The organism is Thauera sp. SWB20, from assembly GCF_000831325.1.
Taxonomy (GTDB): Bacteria; Pseudomonadota; Gammaproteobacteria; order Burkholderiales; family Rhodocyclaceae; genus Thauera; species Thauera aminoaromatica.
Window position 1 is genome coordinate 427,807 of record NZ_JTDM01000019.1, and the last position, 26,928, is coordinate 454,734.

At 62.3% G+C, this 26,928-nt stretch carries 29 protein-coding genes; 24 read left to right on the plus strand and 5 right to left on the minus strand.

Annotated elements, in window-relative coordinates:
* The first annotated feature begins 43 nt into the window (after positions 1-43).
* The 24 genes from PO78_RS22325 to vapC all read left to right on the plus strand — a co-directional run bounded on the left by PO78_RS22325 (position 44) and on the right by vapC (position 20,222).
* On the plus strand, positions 44-1,471 hold the full coding sequence (locus tag PO78_RS22325; RefSeq protein WP_082047762.1) for an oligosaccharide flippase family protein: 1,428 nt from the start codon (positions 44-46) through the stop codon (positions 1,469-1,471).
* Positions 1,464-2,729 (plus strand): polysaccharide pyruvyl transferase family protein, encoded by a 1,266-nt coding sequence (locus PO78_RS22330; protein ID WP_082047764.1) that lies wholly within the window; start codon positions 1,464-1,466, stop codon positions 2,727-2,729. Before PO78_RS22325 ends, PO78_RS22330 begins: the two co-directional genes overlap by 8 nt.
* Positions 2,722-4,017 (plus strand): O-antigen ligase family protein, encoded by a 1,296-nt coding sequence (locus PO78_RS22910; RefSeq protein ID WP_156147813.1) that lies wholly within the window; start codon positions 2,722-2,724, stop codon positions 4,015-4,017. The genes PO78_RS22330 and PO78_RS22910 overlap by 8 nt, the downstream gene beginning before the upstream one ends.
* A complete protein-coding gene (locus PO78_RS22335) occupies positions 3,992-5,107 on the plus strand; it encodes a glycosyltransferase (protein WP_082047766.1) in 1,116 nt (371 codons plus the stop codon). The genes PO78_RS22910 and PO78_RS22335 overlap by 26 nt, the downstream gene beginning before the upstream one ends.
* Positions 5,108-5,118: 11 nt before the next feature.
* A complete protein-coding gene (locus tag PO78_RS22340) occupies positions 5,119-6,165 on the plus strand; it encodes a glycosyltransferase family 4 protein (RefSeq protein ID WP_231570718.1) in 1,047 nt (348 codons plus the stop codon).
* The gene (locus PO78_RS21930) at positions 6,162-6,578 is read left to right on the plus strand and encodes a serine O-acetyltransferase (protein WP_052484420.1); all 417 of its coding nucleotides are present in this window, start codon (positions 6,162-6,164) and stop codon (positions 6,576-6,578) included. The genes PO78_RS22340 and PO78_RS21930 overlap by 4 nt, the downstream gene beginning before the upstream one ends.
* 52 nt (positions 6,579-6,630) lie before the next feature.
* Positions 6,631-7,740, plus strand: a complete 1,110-nt coding sequence (gene wecB, locus PO78_RS13840; RefSeq protein WP_043744459.1) for a non-hydrolyzing UDP-N-acetylglucosamine 2-epimerase — start codon at positions 6,631-6,633, stop codon at positions 7,738-7,740.
* Between the two features lie 311 nt (positions 7,741-8,051).
* Positions 8,052-9,470, plus strand: a complete 1,419-nt coding sequence (locus PO78_RS13845; RefSeq protein WP_052484421.1) for an AAA family ATPase — start codon at positions 8,052-8,054, stop codon at positions 9,468-9,470.
* On the plus strand, positions 9,463-10,044 hold the full coding sequence (locus tag PO78_RS13850; RefSeq protein WP_043744462.1) for a hypothetical protein: 582 nt from the start codon (positions 9,463-9,465) through the stop codon (positions 10,042-10,044). Before PO78_RS13845 ends, PO78_RS13850 begins: the two co-directional genes overlap by 8 nt.
* A 93-nt stretch (positions 10,045-10,137) precedes the next feature.
* The gene (locus PO78_RS13855) at positions 10,138-10,938 is read left to right on the plus strand and encodes a TIGR04255 family protein (protein ID WP_043744465.1); all 801 of its coding nucleotides are present in this window, start codon (positions 10,138-10,140) and stop codon (positions 10,936-10,938) included.
* Positions 10,929-11,507, plus strand: coding sequence for a helix-turn-helix domain-containing protein (locus PO78_RS13860; RefSeq protein ID WP_043744468.1), 579 nt, complete (start codon positions 10,929-10,931; stop codon positions 11,505-11,507). Before PO78_RS13855 ends, PO78_RS13860 begins: the two co-directional genes overlap by 10 nt.
* Positions 11,508-11,521: 14 nt before the next feature.
* The gene (locus PO78_RS13865) at positions 11,522-12,364 is read left to right on the plus strand and encodes a hypothetical protein (RefSeq protein WP_043744471.1); all 843 of its coding nucleotides are present in this window, start codon (positions 11,522-11,524) and stop codon (positions 12,362-12,364) included.
* A gap of 12 nt (positions 12,365-12,376) precedes the next feature.
* Positions 12,377-14,263 (plus strand): heparinase II/III family protein, encoded by a 1,887-nt coding sequence (locus PO78_RS23205; protein WP_043744473.1) that lies wholly within the window; start codon positions 12,377-12,379, stop codon positions 14,261-14,263.
* Positions 14,264-14,277: 14 nt separating this feature from the next.
* The gene (locus tag PO78_RS13875; RefSeq protein WP_043744476.1) at positions 14,278-15,507 is read left to right on the plus strand and encodes a glycosyltransferase family 4 protein; all 1,230 of its coding nucleotides are present in this window, start codon (positions 14,278-14,280) and stop codon (positions 15,505-15,507) included.
* Between the two features lie 210 nt (positions 15,508-15,717).
* Positions 15,718-15,945 (plus strand): DUF2281 domain-containing protein, encoded by a 228-nt coding sequence (locus tag PO78_RS13880; protein ID WP_043744565.1) that lies wholly within the window; start codon positions 15,718-15,720, stop codon positions 15,943-15,945.
* Between the two features lie 19 nt (positions 15,946-15,964).
* Complete coding sequence (locus PO78_RS13885; RefSeq protein WP_043744479.1) at positions 15,965-16,351, plus strand: hypothetical protein; 387 nt, start codon at positions 15,965-15,967, stop codon at positions 16,349-16,351.
* A 4-nt stretch (positions 16,352-16,355) separates the two neighbouring features.
* Positions 16,356-16,550 carry a hypothetical protein gene (locus tag PO78_RS13890; protein WP_043744482.1) on the plus strand — a complete coding sequence of 65 codons (195 nt, stop codon included), beginning with the start codon at positions 16,356-16,358 and terminating at the stop codon, positions 16,548-16,550.
* Positions 16,551-16,840: 290 nt separating this feature from the next.
* Entirely contained in the window at positions 16,841-17,395 is a 555-nt protein-coding gene (locus tag PO78_RS13895) for a WbuC family cupin fold metalloprotein (RefSeq protein ID WP_043744485.1), read from the plus strand.
* Positions 17,396-17,583: 188 nt separating this feature from the next.
* Entirely contained in the window at positions 17,584-17,865 is a 282-nt protein-coding gene (locus PO78_RS13900; protein ID WP_043744488.1) for a BrnT family toxin, read from the plus strand.
* Positions 17,840-18,175, plus strand: coding sequence for a helix-turn-helix domain-containing protein (locus PO78_RS13905; RefSeq protein ID WP_043744491.1), 336 nt, complete (start codon positions 17,840-17,842; stop codon positions 18,173-18,175). The genes PO78_RS13900 and PO78_RS13905 overlap by 26 nt, the downstream gene beginning before the upstream one ends.
* A gap of 308 nt (positions 18,176-18,483) precedes the next feature.
* On the plus strand, positions 18,484-18,945 hold the full coding sequence (locus tag PO78_RS13910; protein WP_052484422.1) for a putative toxin-antitoxin system toxin component, PIN family: 462 nt from the start codon (positions 18,484-18,486) through the stop codon (positions 18,943-18,945).
* Entirely contained in the window at positions 18,942-19,202 is a 261-nt protein-coding gene (locus tag PO78_RS13915) for a toxin-antitoxin system HicB family antitoxin (protein WP_043744493.1), read from the plus strand. The genes PO78_RS13910 and PO78_RS13915 overlap by 4 nt, the downstream gene beginning before the upstream one ends.
* Before the next feature lie 364 nt (positions 19,203-19,566).
* The gene (gene vapB / locus PO78_RS13920) at positions 19,567-19,806 is read left to right on the plus strand and encodes a type II toxin-antitoxin system VapB family antitoxin (protein ID WP_043744496.1); all 240 of its coding nucleotides are present in this window, start codon (positions 19,567-19,569) and stop codon (positions 19,804-19,806) included.
* A complete protein-coding gene (gene vapC / locus PO78_RS13925; protein ID WP_043744499.1) occupies positions 19,806-20,222 on the plus strand; it encodes a type II toxin-antitoxin system tRNA(fMet)-specific endonuclease VapC in 417 nt (138 codons plus the stop codon). Before vapB ends, vapC begins: the two co-directional genes overlap by 1 nt.
* 670 nt (positions 20,223-20,892) lie before the next feature.
* Here vapC and PO78_RS13930 read toward each other — a convergent pair.
* The 5 genes from PO78_RS13930 to PO78_RS13950 all read right to left on the minus strand — a co-directional run bounded on the left by PO78_RS13930 (position 20,893) and on the right by PO78_RS13950 (position 26,628).
* Entirely contained in the window at positions 20,893-22,770 is a 1,878-nt protein-coding gene (locus PO78_RS13930; protein WP_043744500.1) for a bifunctional metallophosphatase/5'-nucleotidase, read from the minus strand.
* 478 nt (positions 22,771-23,248) lie between these two features.
* On the minus strand, positions 23,249-23,827 hold the full coding sequence (locus PO78_RS23550) for an H-NS histone family protein (RefSeq protein WP_269429747.1): 579 nt from the start codon (positions 23,825-23,827) through the stop codon (positions 23,249-23,251).
* 203 nt (positions 23,828-24,030) lie between these two features.
* Positions 24,031-24,468, minus strand: coding sequence for a low molecular weight protein-tyrosine-phosphatase (locus PO78_RS13940; RefSeq protein ID WP_043744506.1), 438 nt, complete (start codon positions 24,466-24,468; stop codon positions 24,031-24,033).
* Between the two features lie 145 nt (positions 24,469-24,613).
* Complete coding sequence (locus PO78_RS13945; RefSeq protein WP_043744510.1) at positions 24,614-25,426, minus strand: VPLPA-CTERM sorting domain-containing protein; 813 nt, start codon at positions 25,424-25,426, stop codon at positions 24,614-24,616.
* Positions 25,427-26,151: 725 nt separating this feature from the next.
* Positions 26,152-26,628: a VOC family protein gene (locus tag PO78_RS13950; protein WP_004315153.1), complete on the minus strand. Its 477-nt coding sequence runs from the start codon at positions 26,626-26,628 to the stop codon at positions 26,152-26,154.
* Between the last annotated feature and the right edge of the window lie 300 nt (positions 26,629-26,928).

Sequence of the window (26,928 nt, forward strand, 5' to 3'; positions counted from 1 at the left end):
GTATAAGACGCGATTTATTTTGATGCTTAAAGGACGCTAATCGATGCGGCAAGTTCGGGATGCGGTATGGATCCTATTTGGAAACTCTCTGTCTCGATTGGCGTCAGGTGTGTTTACCATTGTCTTAGCTCGATACATAGGCTTAGATTCGTATGGCGCCTTTGTAATAGCGTTAACATATGGAGCTATTTTTAGTCAAGTTGCTGAGTTGGGGTTGCAGCAGCTATACATAAAAGACTACAGCCAGAATGCAGATTCGAAGCCTCCCGACATTGCTGCGTATTTTTGGCTGCGATTTTTGGTTGCTTCCCTTGTTTCCGCCGTTTTTTGGGTTCTATCAACATTTATCATCAGCGAAGAATACTGGGTTTCAACTGTTGTGCTGGTACTCCCATTTATTTTTGGAGTGAGTTTTTTTAATTTTTCGCAAGGGTTGTATCTAGCGTCGTCTAAGATGAAATACGTTGCGTTGCAACGATTGGCAAATACGTTTTTTATCTTGCTGTGTTGTTCTTTTGTTATTTTTATAATTGGGCCAGGTGAAGCTGCTATCAACCTCGCTTCGGCATATGGGCTAAGCTCCATCATCGCAGGCGCCGCCCTTGTTTTCGTTAGCTCGAAGTTAAGAATAAAACCTCAACGGATCTTATCGAACTTTCGATCAATAGTTTCTAGAGTTGGCGCGTTCTTTTGGACGGGGCTTTTGTTCGTGCTGTCGCCCCAGGTGCCACTGCTGGTCCTTCAGTATTTTTCAGGCGGAGCAGCTTTTGGTGCATTTGCTTTAGCTTATCGCCTGCCACTCGTTCTTCTGCTTGTGCCAATGTCAGTGGCGCAGTCTTTCTATCCGAAATTGTTTTCGGCTGTGCGGGACGAAGTTCGCTACATACGGTTGCTCAGATCTCAAGCGGCAATCACATTCTGCTTGACGGCGATAGTAGTGATTATGCTTTATACGTTCTCGTCCTTTGTGATTGAAAGCCTTCTTGGGAATTACGACGAAGGGATAGATTTAGTTCTTAGCCTTTTCAAAATTTTGATTTGGGTTCTACTTCTTCAGGCACTGGTCCAGCCTTTGGCTTATATATTAATGACTTCGGGTCTTGAAGGTTTGCGTGCAAAGCTTTTCGCGTTTTCGATTTTGCTGATGGTTCCGCCTTTTGTATTTTTTGCGAGTGACGAGAATATGCAGGGGGTCGCAGTTGTTGCGTTGCTCTCGGAGCTGTCTCAGGTCTTTTTATATAGTTATGCCCTCTATCGCGCTGGTCGATTCGGTTTTGTTGTTCAAGTCTATAAAGTAGCGCTGCCGTATATTGTAATTTTAGCCGTCGTTGTAATTGCGCTAAGTAGTGATTTCATTGACGGCGCGTTTTGGGTTAATCAGGTAGGTGTTGCTTCTATTGGGGCGGTTGCTGCCATTCTTGTTTCTCTGCTCATTCTCCGGAATATGGCGATTAAGGGCGATCATGTATAAGAAAATATTGATATCAAATGGTTGGTCTGATGATAATAAAGGCGACTCCGCCATTGTTGAGGGCCTGATTGAGAGTTCGGGTCTGGCTGAATTGAAATCAATAGGTGTTGTCTCAAGTTTCTCGAGCAATTCGGCGCATTTTGCGAATTCGATGAGACATTTGCAGCGAAAATTTGACTTGCAAGTTTATCCGAATCCGGTTTTTACTCGTTGCCCTTCCACAAAGGCGGCGCGTATAAAATCAATGATTGAGTTGTTTAAATCTTTTCTTGTTCTTGCTTATCCGCCTATCTCCCGTCTTATTCTCGATGATTCGAGGCGGTATACGGTTGATGCAATAAAAGATGCAGATATTGTGATTGGGAAAGGCGGGCATTATTTGTTCGGAACAAGTAATTTCAGTGGATTTATTACGCTCTATCGAAATTTCTACACTTTACTGTTAGCGCGTCGGTTAGGCGTTACGACGGCTCTATCGGCCAACAGCGTAGGGCCCTTCGTAGGTCGTTTTGCACGTGTTCTTGCGAAGATTTTTTTTAGTACGGTTAATACCATTCAGGTGCGTGAAAAGCGCTCACAGGAAGAGTTGAACAGCCTCGGGATTCGTTCAAAAGAAACCTTTGACACAGCTTTCGTGATACCTGAAGAGCCCCTGTCGGTCGATTTAGATCTGCCCGCTCAATTTGTGGCAGTGACATGCCGGCAGTGGGACTTCCCTTATGGCGAAGCTAATAAGGAAACGCAATACGAAAACTACCTTAGTGCTATTGAGCAAGCATGTTTTCTTTTTTCGGACAAAGGGTATGAGATTGTCCTCGTTGCACAGGTAATTGGACCAACGGCACATGAGGATGATCGGGTTGTCAATCGCTTGCTCAATGAGCGGTTGCGCCAGAAGGGGCTTGAGCCTGTAGTAATTGATCAAGATTTGTCGCCTGGGCAGCTAAAGGTAGTCTATGGGAAAGCTCACGTACTTGTAGGAACCCGATTCCACTCTGTTATTTTGGCGTTGAGTGCAGGTACGCCTGTTGTTGCAATTTCTTATCATGGCCCAAAGGCTACTGGGATCATGGAACAGCTCGGGTTGGCAGATTATGTTGTGGATATCAAAGCAGTCAAGAGCGGGGACATTCGGGATCGATGTAACGAGGTTCTAGGGCTGCATAAGGAAATTCAAAAGAGTATTCAGACGGTAGTTCCGAAGATAGTTCAGCAAATTTCCTCCGATGTCAGCGTTTTGTTCGCAGAAAATGAATAGCGTGGTCGCGGCTAGACTAATACTATTTGTTTATGTTGGGGCTCTGCTGCTGTCGCCCCCGCTCAGGCTTTCTGGTATGCCCGGGATGCGAGGGTTTACCGCTGATCAGTTTTTAGTTTTCATAGCGCTGGCTGGTTTTGCTTTTGTTGGGCCTAGATTTTTTGGAAAGGCACTGCGCGACTGCTTTCGTCGGGGCTTCTTTGTTGGGTATTTATACGCGGCTGTTGTGGCGGTTGCGATTGTGGCGGTAGCTTTCAGAATAGTTGTAGATTCTTCGCAGCTAGAGCCGGCAATAGAGTTGGCACGTTTATACGGAGTAATGCGGCCCGCGTTTGTGATTGTATTGGGTGTTTTGATAACCAGGTTATATTTCTTAGAGGCGTTTGATAAGGCATATCGTGACTTGGTGGTTTGTTTCTTGGTTATTGGTGCATTTCCTTTGATGGTGGGTTTAGGGCAGGGTTTAGGTGTTCCGTCGGTAGTGGATTTTTCAGCTAATTACTACTCTCGTGGCTCAAATTTTGATGTGGTCTTGATGTATGGGCGTGCTTACGGCACTTTTGATGGGCAGCCCAATGTCTTTGGCACTTTTTGTGCTATTTATATTCTCTTCTTGATAAATTATCTGCGTTTCTCATGGCGTCTGGTAGCGCTAGTGCCACTGCTTGGGTTGGCTGTATTGTGTTTAATTTTTTCCGGTTCTCGCGGCGCCATGCTTGCTCTCCTGATTGCAGGGATGGCTTGGATGGTGGTTTCAAAAGGTTTTTCATTTATCGTGTATGCCGGCTTCTTGCTATTTGTCCTGGCGGGGGTTTTTTTTCTCTTCGAAGGGGTGCTGCCAGAGGCGCAAACAGGACGGTTGATATCCGCTCTTGGCCTAGGTTCTGGAGGCGATCCTGGTCTAGCGACTACACGGCTTCCGTATTGGTCAATGATGATTGATCTTTTTCTCCAGAAACCACTGCGGCTCTTGTGGGGTGTGCCTGGTTATCTAATGCCGCCCACGGACAACCTCCAGTTGGCGTGGGTGGCGGCGCTCGGCCTATTTGGTGCGTTGATTTATCTATATATCGTGCTGCGGTTAGCTAGTAAGTTTTTCCAATTAAGAGACAAGGAGGGGGCTGAGTTTGGCGTACTGTCGCTCGTCTTTTTGTTAAACGGTGTTTCATACCCTACTTTTTTTAATGGGCGGTTGGGTGATTTTTTTTGGCTGGCTGCCGCGTGTGTTGTTCTCGGATACGTTCACAGAAGCGATCTAGTAAATGCGGATACTGCAGGTTTCTCCTAGTTTATATAATGGTGGTGGAGAGGTTTTTGCTTTTCAGTTGGCTGACGCCCTTGCACGGCGTGGTCACGAGGTGGCATTGGTTTCAGTTACTAAGCCCGCAGCGGACGGGCTTTTAACCGCAAGACTTCAAAACGTGGGATTCGAGTTTTTTTCACTGGATAAGCAGAGTGGGGCCGGGGTAGATCTTAAGCTGCCCTTTCGATTGGAGCGTTTAGCTCGTCAGTGGAAACCGGATGTCGTACATACGCATTTGCGGGCTCTGTCTTACGCAAGCCTTCTAACCTTTAGGTCATATAAGAAATTTCATACTATTCACAGTCTCGCTGAAAAGGAGTGCTCAGCGAAGGTGCGCTTTTTTCAACGTATACTGTTTGCGTTAGGCTGGGTGCCCGTTGCTATCTCAGAAGTGGTGCGCGAGTCTATCTGCCGGGCTTACGGTTTGAAGGCTCCTATAGTGGTGAACGGAGTGGAAAAGCTGGAGATAGACTCGCCCTCGTCTTTCGACTATAGGTGCCTCCTGGATATACCCTCGGATGCGGCGGTCTTGGCTCATGTTGGTCGTCTAAACGAAGTGAAGGATCAGTTGCGACTCTTGAGAGTTTTCTCGGAAATTGCTGAGGAGGATCCAAGAGTTTTTTGCCTTTTTGTTGGTGACGACCCTGTTTCTGGGGCACCGTATCTTGCGAAGATGAATCAGTTTGTAGAAGGCTTGTCTGAGGATGTTCGACGTCGCGTGCGTTTTCTTGGGGCGCGGAGCGATGTCGGTAGTATTCTAGATGCGGCTGATGTCTTTGTTCTATGTAGTCGCTATGAGGGGCTGCCTCTGGCTCTTCTTGAAGCCATGTCAATCGGAAAGCGTTGTGTTTGTTCTGCTGTCGGCGGAATTCCTGATGCGATAGATGAGTGCAGCGGTTGGCTTTTCGAAGCTCAAAGTGACGATGATTTCAAGCGGTGTCTCATAGAGGCAATTTTTCAGCGTAACGGAGAAAGGGAAGGGGTGGCTCGTGCTGTGTTTGATCAGAGGTTTTCGATAGATATCTGCGCGGCGCAGTATGAGGCTTTGTATTTTGGGAATGGGGGGCGGGGGTGAGAATACTTGTCTTGGGGCCGCTTCCGCCGCCTTTGGGTGGTACGACGGTTTTGTTTGAAGATTTTGTTCGAAGGTTTGGCGGTGTTTGCGAGAAATTCGAAGTTGTTGATACTAATGACAAGGTGGCCGGTGCTTTTATAGCACGTTGCACAAAGATGCTGACGCAGTGGTATTTGATTTTCCGTGCACTTTGGGGTGTGGATGTTGTTGTCCTACATGCTTCAGCCAGAAGGGCGGTTTTTAGCGGTGCAGTGCTTTATCTCTTGACTCGGATGTCTGGAAAACGACTTGTTGTTCGAGTATTTGGAGGAGCATTAGATCTTTTTTTTGACCGCGCGGGCTTGATCGGTCGGTTTGCTTTTTCGGCTTTATTTCGAGCGGATTTGATTTTGCTCGAAACTCGGCATCTGATGAGATATTTTCAGGAAAATTTCCCTGTATCTAATATTCATTGGCTGCCCAACTGCAGGGATGTTAATTATTTTTCTGAGGATAGGGCGAAAACAGAGGGGGGGCGAAATGGCGCATTTGTTTTCGTTGGCCGGATATCGCGAGATAAGGGTGTTGAGGCGATTTTGGAAGCTGTAAAGGTTGGTGGGCAGGATTGGTTAAAGGTGGATTTTTTTGGGCCTCTGGATGATGGATATACTCCCGATTATCTAAATAGCCAGCCGGGTGTGAGATATGGCGGAGTGGTGCCGTCAGATCATGTTCCTGAGCTTTTAGGTAAGTATACGGCGCTCGTTTTGCCAACGGTCTATGAGGGTGAAGGATATCCAGGGGTTGTTTTGGAAGCGTTTTCTCAAGGAACCCCTGTAGTCGCAAATAGCTGGCGAGCCATTCCAGAAATTGTTGTGGATGGAGAATCGGGTTTGTTGGTTCCGGTTGGGGATACATTGGCTTTAGTTAATGCTCTTAGGCGAGTTTTGTTTGACGAGAACTTATGGGCGAAGCTAAGCATGGGGGCTCGTGAAGGTTATCAATTTTTTGACGCGGATGTATGGCACAAGAAAGCATGGATTGAATGGATGTCTGAGGTTCGAGGAGTTAGGAAGTGAGTGCAATTTTTTTTTACCGAATTGGAAGGTACTGCTATCTAAAAAATATCCCGCTGGTCCCGAAGGTGATGTATGCCCTATCGTATTTGATCTTCCACTGCGTACTCCCCGCGACTGCCGTGCTTGGGAAAGGTGTGAAATTGGGCTATGGTGGGTTGGGAGTGGTTATCCATGCTAGGGCCAAAATTGGTGATAATGTCGTTGTTGCCCAACAAGTGACGATAGGCGGGCGATCTCGGAAATACGAAGTGCCGATAATTGAGGACGGCGCCTACATTGGCGCTGGTGCGAGAGTTTTGGGGCCAGTGCGGGTGGGGCGTAACTCAGTAGTGGGGGCTAATGCTGTGGTAGTTAAGGATGTACCAGAAGGTGCAACGGTGGTTGGCGTGCCAGCTAAACAGATTGTGCGTTGATTTTTCTTTCGGGAATGGGAGTTGACACAATGCGCTGTAGAGGGCCACGTCTATGCAGGTAGATATCATCGCGGGCGCTCGCCCCAACTTCATGAAAATCGCCCCGATCATTCGCGCCTTCGAGGCGCGCAAGGCTGCGGGAGGGCCGCTGCGTTATCGGCTGATCCACACCGGCCAGCATTACGATCCGCGAATGTCGGGGGAGTTCTTCCGCCAACTCGGTATTCCCGAGCCGGACGTGAATCTGGAGGTGGGTTCGGGCACGCAGGCCGAGCAGACCGGGGCGATCATGAGCCGCTACGAGCGCCTGCTGCTCGATTCGCCGAGCGACCTGTGCTTGGTGGTGGGCGACGTGACCTCGACCATGGCCTGCGCAATTGCCGCACAAAAGCTGCATGTGCCGGTGGCGCATGTGGAGGCGGGCATCCGCTCGGGCGACTGGACCATGCCCGAAGAGATCAACCGCATGGTGACGGACGCCATTACCAACTGGTTCTTCACCACCAGCGAGGTGGCCAACGCCAACCTGCGCAAGTCCGGGGTGGGCGACGAGCGCATCTTCTTCGTCGGCAACACGATGATCGACACCTTGCTCGGCAATATCGACCGGCTGCAAAAGCCGGACTTTTGGGACGGGCTGGGCTTGCAGGCGGGCGAGTACTTTGTGGTGACGTTGCACCGCCCGGCCAACGTGGACAAGGGCGACGGCTTTGCTCGCCTGCTGCGCGCGATCGCCGAGGGCACGCGCGGCCTGCCGGTGGTGTTCCCGGTGCATCCGCGCACGGCCAAGACGCTGCGCGACCTCAATGAGGTACCGGACAGCTTCCGCCTGGTGGATCCGCAGCCCTACCTGGAATTCAACTACCTGGTGAAGAACGCCAAGGCGGTGATCACGGATTCGGGCGGCATCACCGAGGAAACCACGGTGATGGGCGTGCCTTGCCTGACGCTGCGCGACAGCACCGAACGCCCCGAGACGGTGACCACCGGCACCAACGAGCTGATTGGCACCGACCCCGCTGCGCTGGCGCCTGCGCTGGAGACCCTGTTTGCCGGGCAGTGGAAGAAGGGCGGGATTCCGGAGATGTGGGACGGGAAGACCGGGGAGCGGATCGTGGGGATTTTGGAGGAGCTGCTGGCCGGTAAGCGCGGCGCAAATTGATCGCACGGTTCTTGTAGGAGCGCGGCAAGGCGCGAATGCGGACGCTGTGGATTGGTGCGCGTAGGTTCCTGCGCGGTTGTATTCGCGGCTTGCGCCGCTCCTACAGGGTGCTTCGGGCGATGCGGTTTTTGTAGGAGCGCCGCAAGGCGCGAATGCGGGCGTTGTGGATTGGAGCGCGTAGGTTTCGGCGCGGTGGTGTTCGCGGCTTGCGCCGCTCCTACAGGGGGGGCTTGGAGCCCGAGGGCGCGGGGGGTGTGAGCGCGTCGTGATCGGTGTAGGGTGTCGCCATTTGTGAATCGGGAGGGGGTCGGATGGCCATGCATCAGCGGTGGGCGCTTCGCGTGGAAGGGTTCGCCCGGTTCAAGCATGCAGAGGTGGCACTGCGGCCCTTGACGCTGTTCGTGGGGGAGAACAACAGCGGCAAGAGCTACATGGCGAGCTTGCTGTGGGGCGTACTGGCGTTGGGGCGGTCGTTGTTTCCGGCGCGACCGGGGGAGTCGAAGGCGTACAAGGCGTGCATCGATGTGCTGATGCAGCATCGGGCGCGGGCGCAAACTCAGATTGCCCAAGGCGGTTGCGGCGAGGTCGTCCTGGCGGCCGAAGACACGCAGTTGTTCGTGCAGTGGTTCAATGAACTGCTGGCGAAGCACAAGAAGATGCTGGTGGGGCGGATCTTTGGCAACCGCGATCTTCCGATCGGCGATCTTCGCCTGCTGGATTATTCTCGCGCGAAGCCCATTACCCTGGTGTTCCGCACGGACGACGAGGCGGTGCGACTTTCGGCGCGGCGGGAGCACCACATTGGCGTGCCGCTGGGCGACGGCGTCGCTTGGCCGAATGCGGGCGAGTTCCACCGGGTCGCTTGCTACGTGACTTGGAAGCTGATCGGTGGCGATATCGCCGGGCCGCTCTATCCGCCCGGGGCATCGCAGCGGGTCGACGGCGAGCCCCTGTTTCTGCCCGCCTCGCGCACGGGGTTCATGCTGACCTTCCGGGCGCTGGTGGGCGAGGCGCTGACCCTTTATGACGCGGCGGCGGACGATGCGGTGCCACCCAGCCAGTTCACCCTGCCGGTGGTTCGTTTTCTGCAGGCGCTCAACAGTACGCCGCCGACCGCAGGGGCGGTCCATGCAAAGACGGCAGGCTGGCTGGAAAAGACCCTGCTGCAGGGCGGAATCCAGCAGGTGAAGCAAGGCGGCGCGCCCGACTATCGGTATCAGCCGTTCGGCGAGGGGGCTGCGAGTCTGCCGATGTACCTGAGTTCGTCGCTGGTGGCCGAGCTCGCACCGATCGTGCATTTCCTGAAGCATCGGCCGTCATTTCGGACGCTGTTCATCGAGGAGCCCGAGGCGCATCTGCATCCGCAGGCGCAGCGCGCGATGGCGCGGGCGGTCGTGCGCCTGGTCAATGCCGGCTTGCCGGTGGTGGCGACCACCCATGGCGACACGCTGTTCCAGCAGATCAACAACCTGGTGCAGTTGCACGGTCATCCGCAACGCAAGGCTTTGTCCGCGGAGCTGGGCTATGAGGCCGGGGAGACGCTCGCGGAGGAGCTGTTGAGCGTGTTCCAGTTTCGCCGCGAGGCGGCCGAGACCACGGTGACGGCCTTGCCGGTGACAGCGTACGGTGTTGCGGTGCCGACGTTCAACGAGCCGCTGGCGGCGCTGACCCAGGAGATCTATCGCCTGCAGGAAGGCTTGGATGGCGATGCGGGGGGCGAGGATGCTTGACCTGGACCAGGCCCGGCTCGACTGGATCCACCGCGAGCATTTCTCGCAGGGGCAGCAAGTCGAGGTGGTGGAGAAGCAGCACGGTGGCGAGGGCAAGGTGAGCTTCGAGGTGGGTGAGGGCGAGATCGCGCTGCGGTTCAAGCTCTCCGAGAACGGGCGCTTTCCTTGCATCAAGCAGGGCAAGGCCGCCGACGGCGTGATCCTGCATTTTGGCCGTGACAAGTCGCTGCGAGCGCTGCATCTGGTCGAGTTGAAGAGCAAGGTGAGCGCCACTCAGTGGCGCGATGTGAAGCTTCAACTGCAGGGGGCGTTGCATAACGCGCACGCGCTGCTGGGGGTGCTCGGCCTGGATTGCCCTGAGCGGATCGTCTGCCATACCGCCTACAAACAGGATGCGCTGAGCCAGAACCCGGCGCTGCTGAAGGCGCAGACGGGGATTCGGGTCGAGGTGAGCGAAGACCTTGCCGATTGGTTCAGCGGCGAGATCGAGATCGATCGGCGTTTTCCGCCCTTGAAGCATTTCCGGCACGAGCGCGATGCGAGGGGTAATGCGCGGGTGCGCGTTGAGGTTTGATGGTGGGAGACGGCGTCTAGAACTCCCCGGGGAATTGCGGTCGAAGTGTGTATAGTTTGGTGTATAGAAACGCTTCGCAGAGGGGAGAACGACATGGTGCGCGACGAGGCTTATCCGAAGCTCGCACGGCAGCCGCTGACTTTGGTGCTGGCGGAGTTCCGCTTTGGGCGGGTGGCGTTCGAGCCGGCTGCGCTGGCGGCACTCAAGGAGCGGATGGCGCCGCGGTTTGCGGACATGCGCGAGGGTGTGGCGCAGCAGGTGCAGCTTGGCGACGCCGGGGTGACGATCACGCAGGCGCCCTATGTGGTCTGGCGGGCGCCGGAGGCGGGGGCTGCGGTGCATCTCGAGGTGGATCGGATCGCCTATGCCACGACGATGTACCCGCGATTCGAGGGGTTTGCAAAGGATTGCCTCGAGGTGGTGCGGGCTTTGCTCGAAACCCTGCGCCCGCCGAGCTTGCACCGCGTGGGGCTGCGCTACAATGACGCCGTCGTGCCGATGCCGGATGAATTGCTGGAACACTATGTCGAGGCGCCCTTGCTCGCCTTTTCGCCGTTGGCGGCCGAAGCGGGCGCGGTGGTGCGCCACCTGAGCGAGACGGTGGTGCAGACCACGGCCGGGGCGCTGGTGGTGCGGGCGCTGGCCGGGGTGCATGGGCTGGGCATGATGCCCGACTTGCAGGGCCAGTTCGGTTTGCCGCTGCAGATTGATGTGCCGACCGACCGGCCCGTCGCGGTGCTGGATTTCGATCACTACTGGGAAGTGGCGGAGGCCGAAGGCGTGGCCTTCGATGTCGATGCTGCGGGCGACCGGCTCGCCCGGCTGCATGAGCCGGCCCGCGAGGCTTTCTGGAAAGTGACGACGGAGTTTGCGAGGACGCAGCGATGGAATTGATGCGAAGCGGGGTTGCAGTCGTGCCGCAGGGGTTTCTGGCGTTCGTTGTCGGCGGGCCCGGCGATGAACGGGCGAGTATCGTCACCAAGGCGAGCGGCGGGATTGTGATGCGTTTCTTTTCGGATACGTCGGGCGGTACAGACAGGCTGCGTGTTCTTCCCTCGCTTCCGGAGCCTGGGTTGGTGTACGACCCGGACCGGCCAGGCAAGGGGGTGGCGGCCGATCTGGACCTGATTGCGCGCGTGTTCGGTTTGAATACGGCGCAGATTGCCGAGATCTGCGGCGGTGTGACCCGACCGACCGTTTATGCCTGGCGTAATGGCGCGGTGCCCCGGCCCGCGAAGCTGGCTCGCATTCACAAGTTGCGTCGTGCTGCACTCGATTGGGAGCGTTCGGGATTTGGTGTGCCTGGTAGCGCGATGACCGCACCGGTGATCTACGAAAGGAGCCTGTTCGATCTGCTGTGTGCCGATCCGCTGGACCTCGCCGCGATCCAGTTTGCAGGCGGACGTCTTGCGATGGAGCACGAGATGACGAGCAAGCGCACCTTTGTCGACCCGTTTCGCTGAGAGGCGGTTGATCGATGGCGGATATTGGGAAACAGATTGCGGATCGGGGCTGGCGGCAGGGCAGCGTTTTACGCTGCGATGATTACAGGTTGCTGGGCGCGCGTTATTGCGAGGGGCGGCCCGAAGCAGATGTGATCGGCCTGGTGGTCAGCCAATCCTGCGATCTGACCCATGAATCGCTCGAAGGCGAGCCGTTTGCCGAGATCCTGATCGGGTTTCGGGCCGACGATGAGGCGGCCTTGAAACTGCGCGGAAACCGCTCTGCCGGGAAGCACCCGCGGTGTTTACATATGCCGATCCGGCAGGGGCGCGACGAGGTCTGGTTCGCGTTCTTGCCGTGGGATCGCGTTCTCGTCGATCGTGCGGCACTGGCCGACTGTATCCCGCATGATGAGTGGGTGGTTCTGCAGGCGGATCTCGACGTTATGGCCAACTGGTTGGCTCAGCGCTATGTGCGTGCCGCGTTTCCGGATGACTTCAACACGCTTCTCGACGCCACCCGAAGTAAGCAGAAGAAGTTGCACGTCCGTCTTTCCCCCGATGTATCGGGGCTTTATGCACGCCTGAACCCCGATCGTGATCTGCTCGAGGGAGAGCGTTACGTTCTGGACCTGCTCGCGCTGGTGCCGGAGTTTCGTAGGGACGAACTCTCGTCCGTGAGCAAGAGCGTACAGGCGCTCATCGATTCGATTCGGGCGACCGGTATCGATGTCCGCGGCAATGTTCGGATGGAGGACGAGGTCTCGTATGGTCTCGTTCGCTCCTTCCGGCGTTTTCCTCTTGAACACCTTTCGCTGCGTGGCGACCCGCCCGATCCGATGCCCTTGGAGCTGTCGGCCGGTGATCGGCGCGGCTAGAGCTGAATATCCATGGGTTTATTGAACAAGGCGGGGCGCTACTGGCACACCCTGCGGCATTTGCGGCCGGTGCAGTTTTACGGACGGGTGTGGTTCCGCTATTCGCGGCCCAAGCCCGATTTGCGTGCGGCGCCCGCGCTGCGCTTGCGCGCGGGCGTGTGGCAGGCGCCGGCCCGGCGCCTGGCGAGCATGACGGGGCCGCGCAGCTTCGTGTTTCTGAATGAGCCGGGAGGGCTGGACGAGATCGGCTGGGACGGCGAGCAGCGCGAGAAGCTGTGGCGCTACAACCAGCATTATTTCGACGACCTCAACGCGATCGACGCCGAGGCGCGGCGGGCGTGGCACCTGGCGCTGATCGAGGACTGGATCGCGCACAACCCGCCGGGACAGGGCAACGGCTGGGAGCCGTATCCGCTGTCGCTGCGTGTTGTTAACTGGGTGAAGTGGGCGCTGTCGGGCGGCGAGCTGTCGCCGGCGGCGCTGCACAGCCTGGCGGTGCAGGCGCGCTGGCTGACGGGGCGGCTCGAGATTCACCTGCTGGGCAACCATCTGTTTGCCAACGGCAAGGCCTTGCTGTTTGCCGGGCTGTTCTTCGAGGGCGCGGAGGCGGACGGCTGGCGCAAGACGGCGCTGGCGATCCTCGCGCGCGAGATTCCCGAGCAGTTTTTGCCCGACGGCGGGCAGTTCGAGCTGAGCACGATGTACCACGCGCTGGCGCTGGAGGATGCGCTCGATCTGCTGGATGTGACGGCGTGCTACGGCGGGGGTAGGGCTGCGGTAGGAGGCGCTGCGTCGGATTTGGTTGTAGGGGGCGCTGCGTCCGACGCGGCGATGGACGACTGCGCACGCGTGCGCGGCTTGCTGGCGCCGCGGGTGGGGGCGATGCGGCACTGGCTGCGGGTGATGTGCCATCCGGATGGCGAGATCGCGCTGTTCAACGACGCGGCGATCGGCATCGCACCTTCGGTTGTTGAGCTCGAGGCCTACTTCGCGCGCTGCGCGCCGGATGTGGCGGCGCCAGGCTTGAAGACGGTGGAGCACCTCGCGGACAGCGGTTACATCCGTCTCACCGCATCAAGCCCTGCAGGAGCGCCGCAAGGCGCGAACCAGGCGGCGGGTGGCGGCGCTGCCGTCGATGACGGGACGGCCGCATTCGCGGCTGGCGCCGCTCCTACCGGGGGCGGCATCGACGCTTCTGTAGGAGCGCCGCAAGGCGCGAACAATGGGGAGATCATCCCCGCGGCGGTGGCGCTGCTGGATGTGGCGCGGGTGGGGCCGGACTACCTGCCGGGGCATGCGCATGCGGATTCGCTGAGCTTCGAGCTGTCGGTGTTCGGGCGGCGCCTGCTGGTGAATGGCGGGACCTCGTGCTACGGCACGAGCGCGGAGCGTCTGCGCCAGCGCGGTACGGCGGCGCACAACACGGTGGTGGTGGACGGGCAGGATTCATCCGAGGTGTGGGGCGGCTTTCGCGTGGCGCGGCGGGCATATCCGCATGGCCTGCAGGTGCGCGCGGACGGGCAGGGCGCGGTGGTGCGCTGCAGCCATGACGGCTACCGCTGGCTGCCCGGTCGCCCGCGCCACACCCGGCAGTGGACGCTGCATGCAGCGGAGCTGGTGGTGGACGATGAGCTGGCCGGCGACTACCGCGCGGCGGTGGCGCAATACCGTTTTCATCCCGGCGTGGCAGTGTCGATCGAGGCGGACGGGCGCAGCGGCACGGCCGCGCTGCTGGGCGGCGAGCGCGTGCGCTGGGTGATCGAACACGGCGACGGCGAGCTGGTGTCGTCGTCGTGGCATCCGCATTTCGGCGTGTCGATGCCGTGCTCGCTGCTGCGGGTGCGGCTGGCCGGCGGGCGTGCGCGCGTTCGCTTCGGGTGGGGCGAACGGACTAACTGACAGGCTTCCTCTTCATGCACATTCTTTTTCTGACCGACAACTTTCCGCCCGAGGTGAACGCCCCGGCCAGCCGCACCTTCGAGCACTGCCGCGAGTGGAAGAACGCAGGCCACCAGATCACGGTGATCACCTGCGCGCCGAACTTTCCCAAGGGCAAGGTGTTCGACGGCTACCGCAACAAGCTGTGGCAGTCGGAGGTGATCGAGGGCGTGCGGGTGATCCGCGTGTGGTCGTACATCACGGCCAACGAGGGTTTCGTGAAGCGCATCCTGGATTACCAGAGCTTCATGCTGTCGGCGGTGCTGGCGAGCCTCTTCGTGCGCGGGGTGGATCTGGTGGTGGGGACGTCGCCGCAGTTTTTCACCGCGTGCGCGGCGTATGCGGTGAGCCGGATGAAGCGGGTGCCGTGGGTGTTTGAGCTGCGCGACCTGTGGCCGGAGTCGATCCGCGCGGTGGGGGCGATGAAGGAGTCGAAGGCGCTCGACTGGCTGGAGAAGGTGGAGCTGTTCCTGTACCGCAAGGCGAACGCGGTGGTGTCGGTGACCAGCGCGTTCCGCGACAACCTGATCGGCCGCGGTATCGAGGGCGGCAAGATCCACGTGGTGACGAACGGGGTGGACATCAGCCGCTTCAACCCGCGCGAGAAGGACGCCGAGCTGGTGCGCACGCTGGGGCTGGAGGGCAAGTTCGTCGCCGGCTACATCGGCACGCACGGCATGGCGCACGCGCTGGAGACCTTGCTGGAGGCCGCCGCCAAGCTGAAGGCGCGCCCGGACGGCGACCGCTACCGCATCCTGTTGCTGGGCGACGGCGCCCGCAAGGCCGAGCTGGTGGCGCAGGCGCGCTCGATGGGCCTGGACAATGTGCTGTTCGTGGATTCGGTGTCAAAGGACGAGGTGGTGCGCTACTGGTCGCTGCTGGATGTGTCGATCATCCACCTGCGGCGCACGGAGCTGTTCACCACGGTGATCCCGTCGAAGCTGTTCGAGTGCATGGGCATGGGGATTCCGGTGCTGCACGGCGTGGCGGGCGAATCGGCCGGCATCGTGGAGAAGGAAGGCGCGGGGATCGTGTTCGAGCCCGAAAACGCGGACGCGCTGTGCGAGGGCTTGGTGACGCTGGCGGAGAATCCGGGCTTGTATGCGAAGTGCCGGGAGAACGCGCTGGTCGGCGCGCGAAACTACGATCGCAGCACGCTGGCGGCGAAGATGCTGACGGTGCTGGAGCGCGTCGCACGCGGCTAAATGTAGGAGCGGCGCAAGCCGCGAACAGGGCGTTTGTTCCCTCGCCGGCGTTGGTCGCGTGCGGCACCGCCGCATTCGCGCCTTGCGGCGCTCCTACAAGGGGCGCGGCGGTTGGTGGGGCGGCTGATTCGTGCCGAACGTGGGCGTGTGTGCGATAGGGATCAACACGCGGTGAGTCCGCGGGGCGGGCTCGACGCGAGGAGGTTCATGATGCCAACCACGACCGAGCGATTGCTGGAGATTGCGCAGGCGTTGCCAGAGCCGCTGCTGGGCGAGGTGCTGGATTTCGCAGAGTTCCTGCGGGCCCGGCATGCGAGCACGGCCTCGGGAGCTGGCGGACTCGATCTACTGGATTTGTGCGGAGGCCTGGCGGGTTCGGAAACCTTCCAGGGTGCTCCGGAACTGATTCAACGGCGGCTGCGCGACGCGTGGAATTGAGTTGCGAAGATTGCCTTGAGTGGGGCGCGGGCTGCCGTATCGCTTCTTCGATGCGGTGGCGCGCTACCCGTATTCGGTGGCGGATGTGATCGGGGTGCAGACGCCGGGGAACAAGGGGTACTTCGCGGAATGGGTCCGGGGCCCGGGCCGCCGGCTGGAAGTGCTGCAGAACTGGCTGGGTGCGCCGGCCGATGCGCCGAGCTCGATCGTGGTGGGCGAGACCGCGCTGGCCGAACGCAAGGTGTTCGTGTACGCGGGCCACATGGGCGTGGCGCAGGGTATGGGCATCCTGCTCGACTTGGCCGAGCGCCTGCGTGGGCGGACGGACGTGGGTTTCCTGTTCGTGGGCCGCGGCAGCGACGCCCAGCGCCTGCGCGACGACGCGCGTGCGGGCCGCGGGAAATGATCTGGTGGGCCTGATCGAGCAGGAGCGGGTCGGGCGCGCCGTGACCGACGCGTCGGCGGAGTCGCTCGCGCGCGCGGCGGTGGAGCTGGTGGATGCGGTTTCGTCGGACGACGGATTTGCCAAGCGCTGCAAGGCCTTGTCCGCGCGCCTGTTCTCCGCCGAAACCGCCGTCCGCCAGATCGTGTCCGCCTTGGCCTGATGTAGGAGCGGCGCAAGCCGCGATCAGCAGCCGTGCCGCAATTGCCGACCTTGGTTGCCGGCGGCGCAGGCCGATCGCGACTTGTGTCGCTCCCACAAGAACCGCCGCGGTTGATTTTGCGCCGGTGGCCGCGTTACAAGGACCGCCGCGGTCGATTTCGCGCCGGGCGTCTGGGCTGGCTTGTGGGAGCGACGCAAGTCGCGATTCCGGCCGCGCCCCCCGCGCCGACGTCGGTCGGACGCCGCACTGCCTCCACCGTCCAGCCGTGTTTGCCGTATCCAGGAGCAACCATGACGATCACCCGCTTCGACCACGCCTATCTCGACACCCTCTGCACCCAGGCCCGAGCCTCGCCGCGCTTGCGCCAGCACCGCAACGTCCACACCGACTACGCCGACCCCTGCCAGCGCGTGTTCAACGCGATCACCACGCGCAGCTATCTCGTGCCACATCGCCACGCCCTGAGTCCGCGCGACGAGACCATGCTCGCCGTGCGCGGCCGCTTGGCGCTGGTGGTGTTCGACGAGGCGGGCGAGGTGGTGGAGGTGGTGCACTTCGGCGCGCAAGGCGGCGAGGGCGGGTACCTCGGTGCGCAAGGCTGCGCGGGTGGATCTTCCGGCATGAACGTGCTCGGGCCAACCGACCGCCCCGCGGCTGGCGTCCTCGTTCCCGCGGGCACCTGGCACACCGTGCTGGCGCTGGACGACGACGCGATCCTCTTCGAGACCAAGGCCGGCCCCTTCGACCCCGCCGCCCCCAAGGAGCCCGCGCCTTGGGCGCCCGCGGAGGGCACGGTGGAAGCGGGGGCGTATTTCGCGCGATTGCGGGCGTTGGTGGGCGGGTAGGGGACGAGTTCGCGCCTTGCGGCGCTCCTGCAGGGCGCGGCGGTTTGCGCGATGGTTTTCGTGTAGGAGCGGCGCAAGCCGCGAACAGGGCGGCGGTCACGCCCTTCACCAACGCTGGTCGCGCACGGCTCCGCCGGCCCTTTCTTTCCGAGTTTGCCGGCAGTGGGTCATTGGCCTACACTCTTCCTATGGATTTCGAATGGGACGAGGCCAAGAGCGAGGCGTGCTTTCAAGCGCGCGGTTTCGATTTCGCCTATGCGGCCCGGGCCTTCTTCGATCCGGATCGTGTGGTCCAGGCCGACACCCGGCACAGTTATGGTGAAGAGCGCTTTCAGGTGATGGGCCGGATCGAACAGCGCTTGTTCGTGATCGTCTATACGCCCAGGCGCGACGCCATCCGCATCATTTCCGCACGTAAGGCCAACCAGCGAGAGGTCCGAGACTATGAAAACCGTACGCGTGAAGATTGATCCCGCCAGTCCCGAATCACTGGCCACGGGGCGCATCGATGCCGCACGCGTGGATGCCACGACCGAGGCGGACCTCGCCAGGCAGGCGGCGTCCGACGAGGCCGACGCCATGCAGGACGCGGCCAAGTTCGCACGACGCGTTCGCAAGCGCCTGGGCTTGAGCCAGGCGGAGTTTTCCGAGCGGATCGACGTGCCTGTGGAGACGATCCGTAACTGGGAGCAGGGCAAGCGCAGCCCCACCGGCGCGGCCAAAGCGCTGCTCAAGGTGCTGGACAAGGCCCCCGAGGCGGCGCTGGCGGCGCTGCATTGATGGGGTCAGGTCTTTAGTTTGCGCGTTGCATGCTGCAGCGCCTGATTCGCGCCTTGCGGCGCTCCTACATGGGCGCTGCGGCAGATCTCCGCGATGGTTCCCCTGTAGGAGCGGCGCAAGCCGCGAACATCGGCGGATGGGTGCTCGCCGGCGGTGGTCGCGTTCGGCACCGCCGCATTCGCGCCTTGCGGCGCTCCTACATGGGTGCGGCGCTTGCTGGGGTGTCGGCGTTCCTACATGGGCGCGGCGCTTGCTGGGGTGTCGGCGCTCCTGCATGAAACATCGGGTGGGTGGAGGCGTCGGCGGCGATGGGTCTGAGTGGTATTATCGGCGCAACCATGATGCTTCCTCCTCGCGTTGTCTTCGATACGAATGTGCTCGTCGCCGCGCTGCGCTCGAGGCGGGGGGCGTCGTTTCGGCTGCTTGCGATGATTCGCTCGCGTGCCTATCGAATGTGCGTGACCGTGCCCTTGGTGATGGAGTACGCCGAGGTGCTGGCGCGGCCGGGCCTGGTGCCGGTGCCCACGACGGCGGTCGACGCGGTGCTCGACATGATTTGCCGGGAGTCGGTGCAGCAGCCGGTGCATTTTCTGTGGCGCCCGCAGCTCAGGGATCCGAAGGACGAACTGGTCCTGGAGGCGGCGGTCAATGCGAGTGCGGCGTATCTTGTTACGCACAACGTCCGCGATTTTTCGGCCGTCCGCTTTGCCGGGCTGGAGGTCGTTACCCCGGGCCGCCTTCTGGCCCTGCTCGAAGGAGATGTTCGATGAGCACGCTCAGCGTCCGCTTGCCGGAGTCGATCCACCGCAATGCACGCATCTATGCGGAGCGGGAGGGGACGTCCCTCAACCAGTTGGTGGCGACCGCCCTGGCAGAGAAGCTCGCGGCGCTGGCGGCCGAGGATTATCTCCAGGCCCGCGCAGGACGCGCCGATGACGCCGCCTTCGACGCCGCGCTGGCCGCCGTCCCCGATGTGCCTGCGGCGCCGGATGACGAGATGGGTGTGGGGGACAGAGGCGCATCTTGAGCGACAGAGGCGGCTCCTGAATTTGCTCGGTCGGGGCTGAGCGGCCCGATTCGCGCCTTGCGGCGCTCCTACATTGGCGCCGCGGCAGATCTCCGCGATGGTTCCCCTGTAGGAGCGGCGCGAGCCGCGAACCGGGCGGTCACGCCCGCGCCGCCGGTGATCGCGCGCGGCGCGGCTGTGTTCGCGCCTTGCGGCGCTCCTACATTGGCGCCGCGGCAGATCTCCGCGATGGTTCCCCTGTAGGAGCGGCGCAAGCCGCGAACAGGGCGGTGAAGCGTCGCTTGCGAGGACGAAAGCGCAGCGCTGGAATCGATGCTATATACAATGGATGTATAGCGCACCGCGCCGATTACGGAGGCTGACGATGACCATTGCGACCGGTTCGATTTTCGAGAACAACCGCACACAGGCCGTGCGCTTGCCGGCCGAGACGCGGTTTCCGCCGGAGGTGCGCAAGGTTTCGGTGCGGGTGCTCGGGGTGGAGCGGATTCTGGCGCCGGTGGACAGGACCTGGGACAGCTTCTTCGCCGCCGCAGAGGGCGTGTCCGAGGACTTCCTGCCCGAGCGCGCCAGCCAGCAACAGCGCGAGCGGGAGCCGTTCTGATGCTCAAGTACATGCTCGACACCAATATCGCGATCTACGTGATCAAGCGCCGCCCGCCGCAGATGCTCGGCGTGTTCAACGAGCATGCGGGACAGATGTGCATCAGCGCGGTGACCTTGGCGGAGCTGATCCACGGCGCGGAGAAGAGCGCGCGCAAGGCGCACAACCTGGCGCAGGTCGAGGATTTCGTGTCGCGCCTGGTGGTGCTGGACTACCCTCCCAAGGCGGCCGCGCATTACGGCGACATCCGCGCCGACCTGGAGCGCAAGGGGAGGCCGATCGGGGTGAACGACCTCCATATCGCGGGCCACGCGCGTAGCGAGGGCCTGGTCTTGGTGACGAACAACCTGCGCGAGTTCGAACGCGTCGAGGGCTTGCGGCTGGAGAATTGGGCGGATGGGGGCGGGGCTTGGTAGGTTGGTAGGCGCCAGTTCTCGAATTTGCTCGCGCCCTCACCGGCGACGGTCGCGTCCGGCGCCGCCGCATTCGCGCCTTGCGGCGCTCCTACATTGGCGCCGCAGCATCCCGCGCGATGGTCTTCCTGTAGGAGCGGCGTAAGCCGCGAACAGGGCGGTCGGGCATGTGCCGCCGTTGGTCGCGTGCGGCGCCGCTGCATTCGCGCCTTGCGGCGCTCCTACATTGGCTCTGCATCCCGCGCGACGGCTTTCCTGTAGGAGCGGCGCAAGCCGCGAACAGGGCGGTCGGGCATGTGCCGCCGCTGGTCGCGTGCGGCGCCGCTGCGTTCGCGCCTTGCGGCGCTCCTACATTGGCTCTGCATCCCGCGCGACGGCTTTCCTGTAGGAGCGGCGCAAGCCGCGAACAGGGCGGTCACGCATGTGCCGCCGTTGGTCGCGTGCGGCACGGCCGCATTCGCGCCTTGCGGCGCTCCTACATTGGCCGGACCGCCCACGCCATTTCCCGCGCCGGTTCCCATGCAGGAGCGGCGCAAGCCGCGAATAGGGCGGTCACGTACGTGCCGCCGCTGGTCGCGTGCGGCACGGCCGCATTCGCGCCTTGCGGCGCTCCTACATTGGCCGGACCGCCCACGCAATTCCCGGCGCCGGTTCCCATGCAGGGGCGGTGGGCTTACTCGGTGTCGATGAACATCTGGGTGCTGAAATCCGCGGTGGCGGGGCGGGTGAGGGTGGGGGTTTGGCGGGCGTATTGCAGGAAGGCGTCGGCGTAGGCGAGGAAGGTCTCTTCGCGACGATCGGCGCCGAGGGTGCCGAGGGTGGTGTAGCCGTCCTGGCCGGCGGCGATGAAGTCGTTGGTGATCATGCGGTAGGTTGCGGCCTCGTCGAGCGCGACCCACTGGCCCTGGGCGTTGCGGTGCTCGAGCGCGCCGATGCGCTGGCCGAGGGGCTGGCGCAGGTCGACCTGCCAGCGCAGCGCGCCGGCGTAGGGGTAGGAGCCGGTGTTGCCGGCGACCACGCTCTGCATGGCGTCCTCGAGCGTGGCGCGCAGCTCGGCGCCGGTGAGGCTGAGCGCGACGAGCGTGTTCTTGAACGGCAGCACGGTGTAGATGTGGCCGACGGTGACGGGGCCCGCGGCGAGATCGACGCGCACGCCGCCGCCGTTCTGCAGCGAAACATCCGCCCCGCCGAAGCGTTGGCCCTGGCGCAGGAAGGCCTCGGCGACGAGCTGCTGGACGTCGCCGCCATGCGCGATCACGTGCGCATCCTGGTTGCAGCCGTCGAGCTTCGAGCGCGAGGGGTCGCGCCGGGTGCCGGGGACGCGGCGCAGGCAGAGGTTCTGCTGCGCGACGGCGACCGGCTCGGCGCCGAAGGCCTTCACCTGGCTGGCGTAGTCGGCGAGCACCGCGCTGGCGGCCGCATCGGGTTCGGTGACGCGCAGCGCCGGCTGGCTGGCGAGATCGGCGCGGGCGGCGGCGAGGGCGTCGCCGGCGAGCGTGCCCAGCGTGCTGCCGATGAGGATGTGCGGCTGGCCGGCGCAGGACTTGACCTCACCCTGGCCGTCGAAGAGCACGTCGAGTTCGCCGACCACGGCGCTGTATTGCCAGGCCTGGACGACGCAGACCGCGTCGCCGTCCTTGTTGCGCGCGGCGGTGGGGTAGGCGCCGGCGGGCGAGAGGCCGAAGGTCTTCAGGCTGTCGTCGCCGAGCAGGCTGTGCGAGTCGCCGCCGACGATGACGTCGACGCCCGAGAGCTGCGCGGCGATCGCCTGGTCCTGGGCGTAGCCGAGGTGCGAGAGCAGGACGATCTTGTCGATTCCCTGGGCGCGCAGGTGGTCGATCTCGCGCTGGGCGGAGTCCGCCTCGTCGAGCAGCCGGGTGCCGGGGTCGGGGCGCGAGGCGTTCTGCGTCTTGGCGGCGGTGGTGAGGCCGACGATGCCGATGCGCTCGCCGCCGCGCTCGACCACCACCGAGGGGCGCACGCTGTCGCTGCCGAGCGGCGAGCCGGCGCGCGGGGCGAGGTTGGCCGAGAGCACCGGGGTGCGGCAGTCGGGGGCGGACCAGAGGTGGTCGATGAAGGTCTGGAGGCCGGCGTCGCCGGAGTCGAGCTCGTGGTTGCCGACGGCCATGGCGTCGAAGCAGACGCGGTTCATCAGCGCGGCGTCGGCTTCGCCTTCGCTGAGGGTGTAGTAGAGCGTGCCGGTGATGGCATCGCCGGCGTGCAGCTTGAGGACGTGCTCGTGGCGCGCGGCGAGTTCGGCGATCGCCGTGGCGACGCGCGGGAAGCCGCCGAGCTTGACGGTCACGCTCGTGCGCGTGTCGTCGCTGCCGGTGCGCAGGCGCAGACTGGCGTCGGATTCGTCGAGGTTGGAGTGGTGGTCGTTGATGTGGAGGATGGCCAGGCGGTAGTCGGGCCTGGGCGCATCGGGCTGCGCCGCTGCGGGCACCGGCTCGGCGTCGGCCTTGGCCTCGCCGGAGGAGGTGTCGGTGCAGCCGGCGAGCATGATCGCGCCGGTGAGCAGCAGCAGCTTGGGGATGCCGGGGTGACGCATGGCGGAGCCTCTTGTCCGTTTCGGGGATGGACGGAGGATCGCGAAAGGAGGTTAAGTGCTGATGAAAGCCGCCGGGTGGTTCGGGCAATCGCGACTTGTGTCGCTCCTACGAAAACCATCGCGCTGGTCGTGCGCCATCGCCAGATCGCCCACGGCATTTCCCGTAGGAGCGACGCAAGTCGCGATATCGACCATGCCGCCCTTGCCGCCGCGCATTGCCTGCGGAATCGCCCGGTCGCGACTCGCGTCGCTCCCATGAAAGCGGCGTTGCAATGCGGGTGGTGCGGGAAATCCTGTGATTCGGTAACGGCATCGATTGGGCAATCCGCTCCCGGCTTGACGGCAATCCGGATGCCGCGGTGTTCTGTTCGGCTCGAAAGAGAAAGCCCCGACCGGATGATTGACCTTGTGGTGTGTCGTCATCGGGGCGGGGCTTTTGACCGGGGAAATGACGCCCCGGCCGATGTGCGGAAACGGATTAAATCAGGAATTCATCCTTGTTGCGGCCGGCTTCGAGGTAGGCACGCATCCACTTGGGCGTGGCGCCGCGGCCGACCCAGGTTTCGCCGGTGGCGGGGTCGCGGTATTTGGCCTTGAGCGCGGTCTTGGCCTTTTGCGGGGCGGCGGTGGATTCGCGGCCCGCCTGCAGGCCGAGATCGGCGGCGCTGAGGCCATAGGCGGCGATCTTCTGCTTGACGTCGGCGATGATTTCGGCGAGTTCGCGCTTGCGCAGTTCTTCGGCCTGGGATTGGAGCTCGGCGATTTTTTGCTGCAGTTCGGCGTAGGTGGTCATGATCGTTATGTTTTGTGGTGATGAAAACGTGCCGATTGTACGCCGATGAAAAACGTTTTTGAAAGCCTTGGAGAAACTTTTTCGGATTAATGTGCCCGGCGTTAATTGGCAAGGTCTGCGAATGCCCTTGCCGAATGAAGCAATTAAGCGGCACGGATAGGGCATGCGGAGTGGTGCGATGGTTTTTGCAGGAGCGACGCAAGTCGCGATCAAGCATGCAGGAATGCCGCACCACGGTATCCATTCGACGTCGGGGGCATCCATTCCACCTAGAGAGATCGGATACGCCGGGGGCATCCATTCCGCCCAGCGCGATCGGATACGCCGCAATCGCGACTTGCGTCGCTCCTACGGGGGGCTTCGGAAGCGTGGGCGTTTCGTAGGAGCGACGCAAGTCGCGATCAGCGGCGCCCCGAATCCCCGCCGCGTCCTTTCTTTCGCCCGTGCGTGCGCGCCGATTCGCGCGCTCAAAGCTTGCCGATCCACTGCTCGGTGGTGTGCGCGATGATGTCGTAGGCGAGCTGGTGGTTTTCCTCGGCCAGCCGATAGGGGTCGGGCACCTCGGCCTTGTCCCAATGCCCGAGCAGGAAGATCTTGCCGCGCGCGCTGGGGTCGAGGCGGGTGGCGTATTCGAGGTGGTGCTTTTCCATCACCAGAATGAGGTCGGCCCAGCGCGTGATCTCGGGGGTGAGCTGGCGCGCGACGTGGGGCGAGAGGTCGATGCCGTGGCGCAGGGCGACACGCTGGGTGGTCTCGTCCGCGGGATGGCCGACGAGGGCGCCGATGCCGGCCGAGGCCACCGTGGCCGCGCGGCCGCGCGCGGCGAGGCGGTCGCGCAGCAGGAACTCGGCGAGCGGGCTGCGGCAGATGTTTCCGGTGCAGAGGGTGAGGATCTTGTCGAACATGGCGGTGTGCGAGGGCGTCGGGTGTGCGGCGGGCGCGGCGCGGTGGAGCGCGATCGCGGGCGACCGGCCTGGCCCGGGAGTGTAAACGCAAAAACCGGCACCCCCTCGCGAGGATGCCGGTTTGCGGGACTGCAGCAGCCGAGGATCAGGCCTGCTTGCGGCGACGCATCGCGCCCAGACCGGCCAGGCCGAGGCCCAGCAGGGCCAGCGAGGCGGGCTCGGGGACGGCGGTGACGGCGACGTTGCTGACGCGGAAGGTGCCGTCGGTGCGGTTGTAGGTCGGGCTCTGCGCATAGGCGAGCCTGTTGGCGGTCGTATCGGTAAGGCCGTTCGACTGCAGGAACACGCCATAGTCGGCCGAAGCGAGCAGCGCGCCGGCACCGGGCCAGTTGGTCGCCGTTTCGACGACGTCCATTATGAAGCTGTTGTTGGTGACGGTGCCGGTGATCGCCAGGGTGCCCGCGCCGGTGGGATCGACGAAGCTGGTGCCGAGCAGGCCGTTGAGCAGGCCGAGGACGCCGGAGGTGGTCGCGCCGTCGTACGAGCCGCCGAAGTTGAAGCCGACCGAGAACGCGGGGCCGGCGCCGAAGGCGAAGTTGTAGATGCCCGGGGTGAGGCCCGTCGGGGTGAGGTTGCCGGTGAAGATACCGACGTTCGAACTGATGCTGCGCGTGACGGTGCCGCCGGGGCCCGCGAAGAAGGTGGCGGTGGCGGTGCCGGTCGGGCCGGCGCTGCCGGGGCCGACGCCGACGGTGTAGGTGCCCGCCGGGCCGGCGGCCAGCGAAAGGGCGCCGCTGAGGTTGGTCAGGGCGATCTGGTAGGTGCCCGGGGTGCCGTCGGCAAAACCGGTGATGGCGAAGTCGCCGCCCAGGTTGGCAGTGCTGACATAAGCGGCCGAAGCACCGGTGGACACGGCTGCGAGCGACGCGGTCGCTGCGATGAGAGCAAGTTTTTTCATTGGCGCAATCCTTTAAAACTGGGACGTACCAACCCGGGGGCCGGCGTCTTCGTTGTTGAAAACAGGGCGATTGGTCACCGCTGGAACGTACAAAGCAATATCAGTGCCTGTTTTGCAAGTGCTTGATTTAAAGGGTTCTGTTGCTCTGGAGAGGACGTCGCGAGGGGGGCGGTGTAAAAAAATTCGACACTTCGGGGCAGGTGCTGCGCCGCCGCATCCACGGCGACGCGCAGCGACCGAGGCGCATCGCCTGCCGCGGCGCTGCAATCGCGACTTGCGTCGCTCCTACAGGAGATGCCGGGGTTGCGGTGCTTGCGGGCGTTCGGGGTGCGCTGTGGGAGCGACGCGAGTCGCGATCACGGCCGTCCCGCAGCCATCGAGGCGCATTGCCTGCCGCGGCGCTGGATCGCGACTTGCGTCGCTCCTACGTGAAACGCCGGGGTGGCGGTGCTTGCGGGCGTTCGGGGTGCGCTGTGGGAGCGACGCGAGTCGCGATCACGGCCGTCCCGCAGCCACCGAGGTGCATCGCCTGCCGCGGCGCTGGATCGCGACTTGCGTCGCTCCTACGTGAAACGCCGGGGTTGCGGTGCTTGCGGGCGTTCGGGGTGCGCTGTGGGAGCGACGCGAGTCGCGATCACGGCCGTCCCGCGGCCACCGAGGTGCATCGCCTGCCGCGGCGCTGCAATCGCGACTTGCGTCGCTCCTGCATGAAATGCCGGGGGCGATCAGCTGGCGATGCGGGCGAAGGCTTCGACGACCTCGGGCGGGGCCTGGACAAGTTCGACGAGCACGCCCTCGCCGCCGATGGGGAATTCGTCGTTGCCCTTGGGGTGCAGGAAGGTGATGTCATAGCCCGCCGCGCCGCGACGGATGCCGCCGGGCGCGAAACGCACGCCGTTGGCGCCGAGCCATTCGACCGCCTTGGGCAGGTCGTCCACCCACAGGCCGACGTGGTTGAGCGGGGTGGTGTGCACCGCGGGCTTCTTCTCGGGGTCGAGCGGCTGCATCAGGTCGACCTCGACCTTGAACGGCCCGGAACCCATCGCGCAGATGTCCTCGTCGACGTTCTCGCGCTCGGACACGAAGTTGCCGGTGACCTCCAGGCCGAGCATGTCGACCCACAGGGTCTTGAGCTTCTCCTTGCTCGGACCGCCGATGGCGATCTGCTGGATGCCGAGGATCTTGAACGGACGCTGGGACATGGTGCCTCCTGGGTGGGCGGTTGTGTCAAGAATTCATAATTATAGAGGAATCGAGCCGGCGCTGCGTCGGGAGGGCCAATGGCCGAGCGCCGGTTTCGTGGGAATCGCGACTTGCGTCGCTCCCACGTCCCACTCCGGGCGCCGGGCGCAAGGATGCGCGCGCCGGTTTTCGTAGGAGCGACGCAAGTCGCGATCGGGCGCGGCGGCTGCGAGGAGCGTTTCTAGGTCGACGCGGGTGGGAATCGCGACTTGCGTCGCTCCCACGTCCCACCTCGGGCGCCGGGCGCAAGGATGCGCGCG